Raw genomic sequence first — 8,393 nt, 5'->3', positions numbered from 1 at the left:
GCGCCCGGCGGCCGGGCCGGCCGCCGCGTCACGGCGCGCGGGGCGCGGGCGCCGGAGGAACCGCCGGTCCGAGCCGGCATAGCCGAAGGTGTCGATGAAAGAGCGACGCACGGATATTTCTATTCGCAGAGGGCAAGCCGCATTCCGGACCTGAATGTCCGGATCTTCTTGATCGGCTTGTGCCTGCGCCCGGGAAACGCGCGCCAACCTGTGTTAAGTCGCCCCGCCCAAGCCTGCGCAACGGGCGGGACAACTCAGGAAACGGCGCCGCGACGCGTCCGCGGGGGCGCGACGGACCGGGCCGCGCTAGGTCGCGGCGGCGCCCACCGTGTCGGCCATGCGCGCCCGGCGTGTGCCCAAGGGGCGGGGCGCGCCGACGGTGGTGTCCTCGGCGGTCTGATGCTCCATCTCGGCGTTCACCTGGGCGCCGGTCAGCACGATCATGGTGGAGAGCCAGATCCAGGTCATGAAACCGATCGCCGCGCCGAGCGAACCGTAGGTCTTGTTGTAGCTGCCGAAATGGGCGACGTACCACGAGAACAGCAGCGAGGCGGCGAGCCACAGCACGGCCGCCAGGACGCCCCCCGGCGTCACCCAGCGCCAGCGCGGCGCATCCCGGCTGGGGCCGTAGCGATAGAGCATGGCGAGCCCGAGCAGCACCGCCAGGAGTAGCGCCGGCCAGCGCAGCAGCGTCAGCCACCACGCATCCGTGCCGAGCCCGACGAAGGCCAGCACCACCGGCAGCACCACAATCGCCGACAGGGCGAGGACGAGGAACAGCAGCGCGCCGCCCGTGAAGGTCAGCGAGACCAGATTGAGCACGACGAAACTGCGCGTCTCGCGCTCGTTGTAGACGAGGTTGAGCGCGTCGAAGACGTGCTTCACGCCGCCATTGGCGCTCCACACCGAGAGGGCGACGCTGATCAGCAGGCTGAACCCCAGCGTGGTATTTCCCTGCTCGTTGAGCCGCTTGACCTGATCGCTGATGATCTCGAGGGCGCCCTGGGGCAGGATCCCCTGCAGGCTGGCGAGCTGGTCGTTGATGGTCGATGCGTCGGCGAAGAGCCCGTAGCAGGAGACCAGGGCCGCCACCGCCGGGAAGATCGCCAGGAGCGTGAAGAACGTGACACCGGCCGCGATCAGCGACAGGCGGTTCTCGCCGATGTCGTGATAGGTGCGCAGCGCGATGTCCTTCCAGCCCTTGGCGGGGATCTCGGTCGGGGTCGACGCGCCGCGGCCGCGATCGGTCTGGGTACGGGCCACGGCCTCGGCCTCGCGGCCTTGGTGCGCGGGCGAGGGACGGCGCGCGCCGTCCCGCTCGGAGGGCTGGACGGAGCTTCGGGCCGGCGCCCCCGTTCGGCGCGGGAGGGCCACGAGACCGATCAGTGCGGTGGCAAGCGCCAGCGTCCAGACCGTCGAGGCCTGTCGGTCCGGACCGGCGGTCTCGGTGGGGGCTGAATCGGGCGCTGACATCGGCGACTCTCGGCGACTTGGGGCAGGCATCGGGACGGCACTCCGCTTGCGCCAACGGCGGCGCTTGCGTGCATGGCGGCACACGGGCGGCGCACCCGAAGGGCGGCCGCTGCCCTGGGGAACACCGCGGCGCGGGGAACGGTTCGCTGCCCGGTTTCGAGGAGGGTGCGGATCCGGCAGGCCGCGCCTGACCGCCGTCGCCGCGGTCGTCACCGGGACCGGGCGGGGCGGCCGCGCCCGGGGCCTCCGACCGTGCCGGACGTGCCGGCCCCGCGGCCGAGCCCGGTTCGGGGAAAGCGCTAACCCATGTTGCGGCATGGGCGGCCCCGGCACGCCACAACCGGTCATACGGGCCAGATCAGCCCACCCGCCGACGACCGGACCGTATGCCCGACACCGAAGGCTTGCCCCTCCTCGATGCCGTCGAGGATCTTCCAGAGGAGGCCGGGGAGGAGACCCGATACGGCCTGCCCGAGGCCGTGCGGGCGCATCTCGGCACCCTGCTCGGCCACACCTACGACCGGATCGGCCTCGAGCCGGGGACCGCAGCGAATCCCTTCGCGGAGCTGCTGGCGCGACTGGAGACCGCCCTGGCGCAGGCTGAGGGGGGACGCGACCGGGCGTTCCGCGCGGGCCTGCTGGAGGTGGTGCCGGCCCTGCACCGCTTTGCGGTCTCCCTCACCCGCGACCCGGCCGCTGCGGATGACCTCGTGCAGGACACCCTGCTGCGCGGCTGGCGCGGCCGCGGCGGCTTCACCCCCGGCACCAACCTGGAGGCGTGGCTGTTCACGATCCTCCGCAACGTCTTCTACAGCCAGCACCGCAAGCACGGCCGCGAGGTCGCCGACAGCGACGGCAACCACGCCGAGCGCCTGACCAGTATTCCCGAGCAGGGGGGCCATCTCGACCTCCAGGACGTGCGCGCCGCCCTCGACCGCCTCGCGCCGGTGATGCGGGAGGCGCTGGTCCTCGTGGCGATCGAGAACCTGAGCTACGAGGAAGCGGCCGCCGTGATGAACTGCCGGATCGGCACCGTGAAGAGCCGGGTCTGGCGCGCCCGCGAACAGCTCGCGCGGATGCTCGGCTACAGCGGGTCCGAGATCGGCAGCGACGGGATTATGCTGTCGGTGACCGGCACCGCGCCCTGAACGGGCCGGCGCCCCGACCCGACACCGAGTTTTCCGCTGTCGAACAGGTCATTTCGACCCGTGAGCCTCGGTATTCAGCGGGAAATTTGACTTAGGTGAAAGCGCCCTGGCCGGTGCCTGGGCGATATGGAACGGGTTGGGTCGATCCGTCGACTCGGCTCGGCTCCCATCGGTGTGACACCCCCCCGATCCACCGATGGGAGCTCCATCTCCCGGACGCTCCCGCCTCAGGTCGAGGGGTCGCCGGTGCGGTCCGCGTCGAGCTGCTGCAGCAGCTCCGCCAGCCGGGGATCCAGAACCTCGTCGATCACCGGATCGTACAGCGCCCGCAACTGGTGGCCCAGCCGCAGTCGCGTCGGCCCGTCGAGGACCGGGCTGGAGGCGACGGGCACCACCCGCAGGGCGGTCGCAGCCCCGCCGGCGGCGGGTTTGGGGGCGGATCGCCCCGGACGGATCGGGTCGGCGCGTCGGTGTTCGGGATGGGGCATGGCTCCTACATCGGCCCGCACCCCCGCGACGGCAACCACCCGTCGGCGCGAAGTCCCGCCCCGGGCTCCATCGTGCTCTCAGGCATCGTCCTCGGGCGCGAACACCTCGCCCTTCTCGGCCAGGAGGGCGTCAGCCTCGTCACGGGCCAGCACGTCCCGGGGAACGGCCGGATCGCGGCGGCCGACGGCCCGCGCCAGCGCGCCGTCCCAACCGGGCGGAAGGGCATGGCCCCGTCCGGCGAGGATCTCCCCGGACCGTCGGCAGACCCGCGCCCAGTCCTGCGCGTCCAGCGCCGCGAAGTCGGTTCCGAGGCCGAGTTCGGCGGCGGCTCCGGTCGCAGCCTCGGTCCAGCCGGGCGGTGGTGACGGGCTGTCGGTCATGGGTACGGCCTCCTGCCGGGATTGCGACGGTCCGGCGGACGAGTGGTGCGCGGGCGCGCCTGAATCAGCGCATGCCATGGGCCGCGAGTTCCTCGGGTACGGTTGCGGCCGCATCCTGCCGGGCCAGAATGGCGTCGAGGGCGACCGGGCGGTCGTTCCAGGCATCCACGCCGACATCGCAGGAACGGGTGGTGTCGGGCAGCCAGCCGTGGCTGTGCCCGTAGAGGTGGCGCGTCTCCCGCCACAGGCCCGGCCAGGCCCGGTGCGCGTAGTGCGACAGGAACAGGCGATGTGCCCGCCCCCGCGCGTCCGCGACGGACAGGCGGACGCTTTCCACCGGTGGCTCTGCCCAGGGCAGGTCCAGCACGCGGTTCGAATCGTGGTTGCCCCGGACCAGGTACTTGGCGCCGTTCAACTGCGCGAAGATCGCCGCGCATCGCGCGCGGCTCGCGTGAGCGGCGAAGTCGCCGAGGTGCCAGACGGAATCGTCCGGGCCGACGACGGCGTTCCAGCCGGCGACCAGGGCCGCGTCGTGGGCCTCGACGTTGCCGAATCGCGCCCCGCGATGGCGGAGGATATGCGGGTCGCCGAAATGCGTGTCCGCGGTGAAGAAGATCGCCATGCCGTGAAGACCTGGGCCGCGATCGCATCCCGTCCAGACCGGCCGCCCCCTCCGCCCCGGGCCGCGCGGCATTCCGCCCCCGGACCGGCGCCCCGCGGCGCCTTGCCGGGGCGCGGGCTTCCGTCGCAGAAGGCGGGCGAACCGCGCGACCGTGGCTTCGGATGGAGCCGGAGCGCGCGAGCCCGGCCGCACCTCCGGCGGACGGCAGGCCGAGGGGGCCGATGGGCCGAGGCGATGCTCGATCCCGACATCTATGCGTATCTCCTCGCGGCGGCCCAGGCGCATCCGCCCCTGCAGGCCGCCCTCCTGCAGGCGGGGCCGATCCGCATCGAGCCGCCGGCGCATCCCTGCGTCGCCGACCGCCTGTTCGTCGAAGTGGTCAACCAGCAGCTCTCGACCCGGGCGGCGGCGGCGATCTGGGCGCGGATCGAGACCGCCGCCGCGGCGGCGGGCCTGAGCCCCCGGGGCCTATTCGAGGCCGGTGACGCGGCGCTGTTGCGGGCTTGCGGCATCTCGGGCAACAAGGTGCGGGCGCTCCAGGCGATCGTGGCGGCGGAGGTCGCGGGCGTGCTCGGTCCCGATCTCGGCCGCCTGCCGCATCCCGCGCGGGCGGCGATCCTGTGCGGCATCCACGGCGTCGGACCCTGGACGGCCGACATGATCGGCATCTTCCACTTCCACGACCCCGACATCTGGCCGGCGGGCGACGCGGCGGCGGCGGGCTGCCTGCGCCGCCTGACCGGGCAGGCGGATACCGGCGCGGTGGCGGCCGCCTTCGCGCCGTACCGCTCGATCCTGGCCCGCTACCTGTGGCGGATCAAGGATACGGGCTTAGTCGCGTCCGATGGATCCGCCGAGCATCCCCGCGACGCGGCGAAATCCGGGTGACGGACAGCCGGGGATCGGCTATCCGTCGACGCCCTCCGGGCCCGTAGCTCAATGGTTAGAGCCGGCCGCTCATAACGGTCTGGTTGCAGGTTCGAGTCCTGCCGGGCCCACCACCCATCATCCAACGTGTTGCGTACGCTGGATGAGCGTCGGCCCTCCGGCTTGCAACCGGACCCGCATGACACGGGGCCAGACAGGAACGACGACGTGCCCCCTCCTGGCTACGTGACCCGCCGCGACGGGCCGTGTCGGTCCGCGCGCCGCGGTTCCGATGACGGCGCCGCCCCGTTCCGCGGCCCGCATCGGGCGCGCCCTCGAGACCCGGTTGCCCGCGGAGTCAAGCCCTTAACGCCGCCCGGGCCAACCGTGCGGTCGAGGAGCGGTCTACGGGGGCGGGGCTCATACGCGGCTTCGACCTCACCCCGCCCGGAACGCGGGCTGGACTTGGTCGGATCGGGCGGCCTTCGTCGCGGCGCCAAGCGCCACCGACCGCGACTTCGTGGAGAGAAGGCCTCCCCTCGGCCTGCTTGGCCCGACGCCGCAGCCATGGCGGAGTGAATCGCACTGGCGAAGCGCCTGCTCGTTGACGCTCGATCGTTGCTCCCCACCAATTCCCAGATATACTGCTGGCGCGTGAGCGATGGACCAATCGATGGCCGCCAGAATTAATCCGCTAGCGCTGGTCTGGATAGCGATGATTTGTTTCGCCTCGCTCTCAGCCGCCGCCGGCGACATCAGCGTGGCCGATGCCAAGATAACCGGCGGTGAACTTTGGATAATGGGCTATTCCGACGAGCACGGCGCCGATATCAATCTCGATGGCCAGTTTTCACACCAAATCGACAATAGAGGATATTTCGAATTTCGCGTCGTCTATCATCCCGCCACGTGCATCGCGACGCTGCGCACGACGCGTCAGGAGCGCAAGATCGTCGTTGCCAATTGCGGTGAGCAAGGTCCAGCGGGACCCCCGGGACCCCCGGGTACCGCGGCCACAACCGGCCCCAGCACCAAGGTCGAACAGGGCGACGCGATGGACGGCGCCAAACCGTCCGAGTCTCGAGGAGCGGGGATATCCAGAACGGCCGTCGCGGGTCCACCCGGACCGCCAGGGCCGAGGGGTCCGCCGGGACCGGCCGGGCCTCCAGGGCCTGCCGGGCCGGCAGGGCCTGCCGGACGAGCGGGAGCCGCCGGCAAGGTCGGGCCGCCCGGACGACCGCCAGCCGTTCGACCCACCGTGGCGCGGACGTCGCCCACGCGTCCGGCGCCAAGGGCCTCGCCGAACCGACAAGGCGCGAGAAACCCCAATTCCGGTGGGGAACCCGGAGCGGGTGACGGCGTGAGCCCAGAAGACCAGTACTGACCCCTAGGCCGTCAGGCCCCGCCCGCGCCAGCACTGACCCACCGAGCCCAAGCGTGCGCCCGAAGAAACGTCGACGCCGGCCGGCTCCGGAAACGCAGCTCTTCCGTCACACCGGGACTGGCCGGTCGAAATCCGGCACTCAAACGAACTGACTCAATTCATGTGGGTCCGCCACGATGGAACGCAGAGCTATTTACGGGATCGACGCCAGCGCCCGATTCATCGACCAGCCAGACCACATCTGTATCAGAAACGAGGATTGGTCGACCAATATTTTTGTCTTTAAGCCAGCGCGTGAATCCTGAGAAACCGCTGGTATGAAAAACCATTGGCCGGGCCAAGGGTCGAAACGCCTTCATCAACCCCTGAGCTTCGGCATCGCCGATGTCCTTGTCCAGGACCTGGCCCAGGAACCGCATTCTCTCGGCCGCCATCTTGGGAGAGTATCCCTTCACGGAGGTGAGCTCACGGGTGCAATTCATCGAGTATCCAGCTCGCGAAACCGGAATAGAAACATCACCACACACGTATAAGGCCCGGCCGGAAAAGACCGCGATGGGTCGCTCATCGGGCGCAGTGAAAAGGACGGCATTCCGAGGGGTTTTATCGCGGACCATCCGTAGCCAGACCGGCATCTCCTTCGAATCAGGTGCGATGTCCGGGTCGTAAATGTCTAATGGAACGGCATAACGCAAATCAGGGCTGGTCCAGCGGGGAAATTCGTAGATCACGCAGGACAAAAACAATGCGGTCAATACACCCGCTACGACCCATGATCTCGAACCGCCATGAGCCCAACGGGAAATCGCAGCCGCGACCACAGGTGCCGCGAACAGCAGTGCCGTGAAGAGAAATTTGTATTCGACGCCGTCGCGAACCGCGATCACGACATAGGCCATTTGCAAGCCGAATGTCACGAAGATGGAAAATAGAACGGATGGCGACGAATATTTTCTTCGAAAGGCGACGATGAACAAAAGAACTGCGTCAATTGAACAATATATCCATCCCCAGCGAGCAAACTGAAGCGGAAAATCTCGAGCTTTTATCAGACTGAAAGGCGGAACTTCCGAGTCCCTTCCGAGAAAAATCCCGTACCAAATCACTATGCTAAAGCACGCGCCCCAAAGGAGGACCGCCAGTCCCATTTTGATAAGGGCTTGATGATGAGGTGCTCCAACTCCGCGGATCCATTGTACGACTTCATAGGCAACCAGTGTTCCCGCGACCGCCAGACACGAGGGAAGGAAAAGCGGATAAACCGAACAGCTCGCCAAAGACGAAAGAATTGCGAGGATGAGAAAGGATAAGCGTTTAAATTCCAGATAACTTAGGACCGCAAATACCATCACCGCGAAAGAGGACAACCCGAAGACCATGGTGTCCATATTCTGGATTTTCTCCATCATGGGCGTAATGCGTGCTTCTCCCACCGCATGATATCCACCTTTGAATATTCCAATTACGATATCAGGCAGTCCTACAGCAAGAAGCGCAACAGCAACACTCGCGACTGTCGTCACGATGGATTGTCGGTGCCCAAGGATCAGGACCGTGCCTTCGGTAACGAAGACGAACATTCCGATAAAGTGCAACACATTGATCGGCAGGAACAGCCTGGTCGGCGAGATCCCGAGAAGTTTCGAGATCGCGGCAAGCTGCGTCCACCCCAACCAGCCGTAGTTCAGCCGAAGCCCTGCCATCTCGAACTCTTCAGGGATTCGAGGCAACAGGTTGATCTGCTGGATTGCTGCGACCTGCATCATGTTATGCCAATTGTAATCTGTTCGAAACGTCTCGCTCAGGACAGTAAAGATAATCGGAGCCACCAGAGCGCAGGCCAGGAGCGTGGGGTAGCCCGTCCCCCGGACGCTGAGACTTGGGCGCCAGTACAATGCGACGCCGATCGCTGCGAGCGCGTCCAGCGCGCCAGCGAGGAACACAAAATGTTTGAAATCCAAACCGAGGGCTATCGCGACCAAGAGTTCCAGGGACAGAACCCCGGGTGAAAGAACGAAAGCCGCCAAAAC

The 8,393-nt window shown here is 67.7% G+C and carries 7 protein-coding genes and 1 tRNA gene; 3 read left to right on the top strand and 5 right to left on the bottom strand.

Features of this window, described 5'->3' with window-relative positions; genetic code table 11:
* Positions 1 to 306 precede the first annotated feature (306 nt).
* On the bottom strand, positions 307 to 1,473 hold the full coding sequence (locus ACXJKQ_RS27215) for a YihY/virulence factor BrkB family protein (protein ID WP_457108794.1): 1,167 nt from the start codon (positions 1,471 to 1,473) through the stop codon (positions 307 to 309).
* Between the two features lie 386 nt (positions 1,474 to 1,859).
* On the opposite strand from ACXJKQ_RS27215, the gene ACXJKQ_RS27210 reads away from it, so the two are divergent.
* The gene (locus tag ACXJKQ_RS27210; protein ID WP_457108793.1) at positions 1,860 to 2,621 is read left to right on the top strand and encodes a sigma-70 family RNA polymerase sigma factor; all 762 of its coding nucleotides are present in this window, start codon (positions 1,860 to 1,862) and stop codon (positions 2,619 to 2,621) included.
* Between the two features lie 227 nt (positions 2,622 to 2,848).
* Here the strand turns inward: ACXJKQ_RS27210 and ACXJKQ_RS27205 are convergent, their stop codons facing one another.
* The 3 genes from ACXJKQ_RS27205 to ACXJKQ_RS27195 all read right to left on the bottom strand — a co-directional run bounded on the left by ACXJKQ_RS27205 (position 2,849) and on the right by ACXJKQ_RS27195 (position 4,112).
* Positions 2,849 to 3,109: a hypothetical protein gene (locus ACXJKQ_RS27205; protein WP_457108792.1), complete on the bottom strand. Its 261-nt coding sequence runs from the start codon at positions 3,107 to 3,109 to the stop codon at positions 2,849 to 2,851.
* Positions 3,110 to 3,187: 78 nt separating this feature from the next.
* A complete protein-coding gene (locus ACXJKQ_RS27200) occupies positions 3,188 to 3,490 on the bottom strand; it encodes a hypothetical protein (protein WP_457108791.1) in 303 nt (100 codons plus the stop codon).
* A gap of 64 nt (positions 3,491 to 3,554) precedes the next feature.
* Positions 3,555 to 4,112 (bottom strand): metallophosphoesterase, encoded by a 558-nt coding sequence (locus tag ACXJKQ_RS27195; RefSeq protein WP_457108790.1) that lies wholly within the window; start codon positions 4,110 to 4,112, stop codon positions 3,555 to 3,557.
* A 234-nt stretch (positions 4,113 to 4,346) separates the two neighbouring features.
* Between ACXJKQ_RS27195 and ACXJKQ_RS27190 the strand changes: the two genes are divergently transcribed.
* Positions 4,347 to 5,000, top strand: a complete 654-nt coding sequence (locus ACXJKQ_RS27190) for a DNA-3-methyladenine glycosylase family protein (protein WP_457108789.1) — start codon at positions 4,347 to 4,349, stop codon at positions 4,998 to 5,000.
* Between the two features lie 37 nt (positions 5,001 to 5,037).
* A tRNA-Ile gene (locus ACXJKQ_RS27185) sits at positions 5,038 to 5,113 on the top strand.
* Positions 5,114 to 6,521: 1,408 nt separating this feature from the next.
* Here ACXJKQ_RS27185 and ACXJKQ_RS27180 read toward each other — a convergent pair.
* A partial coding sequence (locus ACXJKQ_RS27180; protein WP_457108788.1) for a hypothetical protein occupies positions 6,522 to 8,393 on the bottom strand: 1,872 nt, incomplete at its 5' end.

Source organism: Methylobacterium sp. P5_C11, assembly GCF_054049775.1.
The sequence above is the reverse complement of the archived record's forward strand: the minus strand, read 5'-3'. Positions and strand labels throughout refer to the sequence as shown.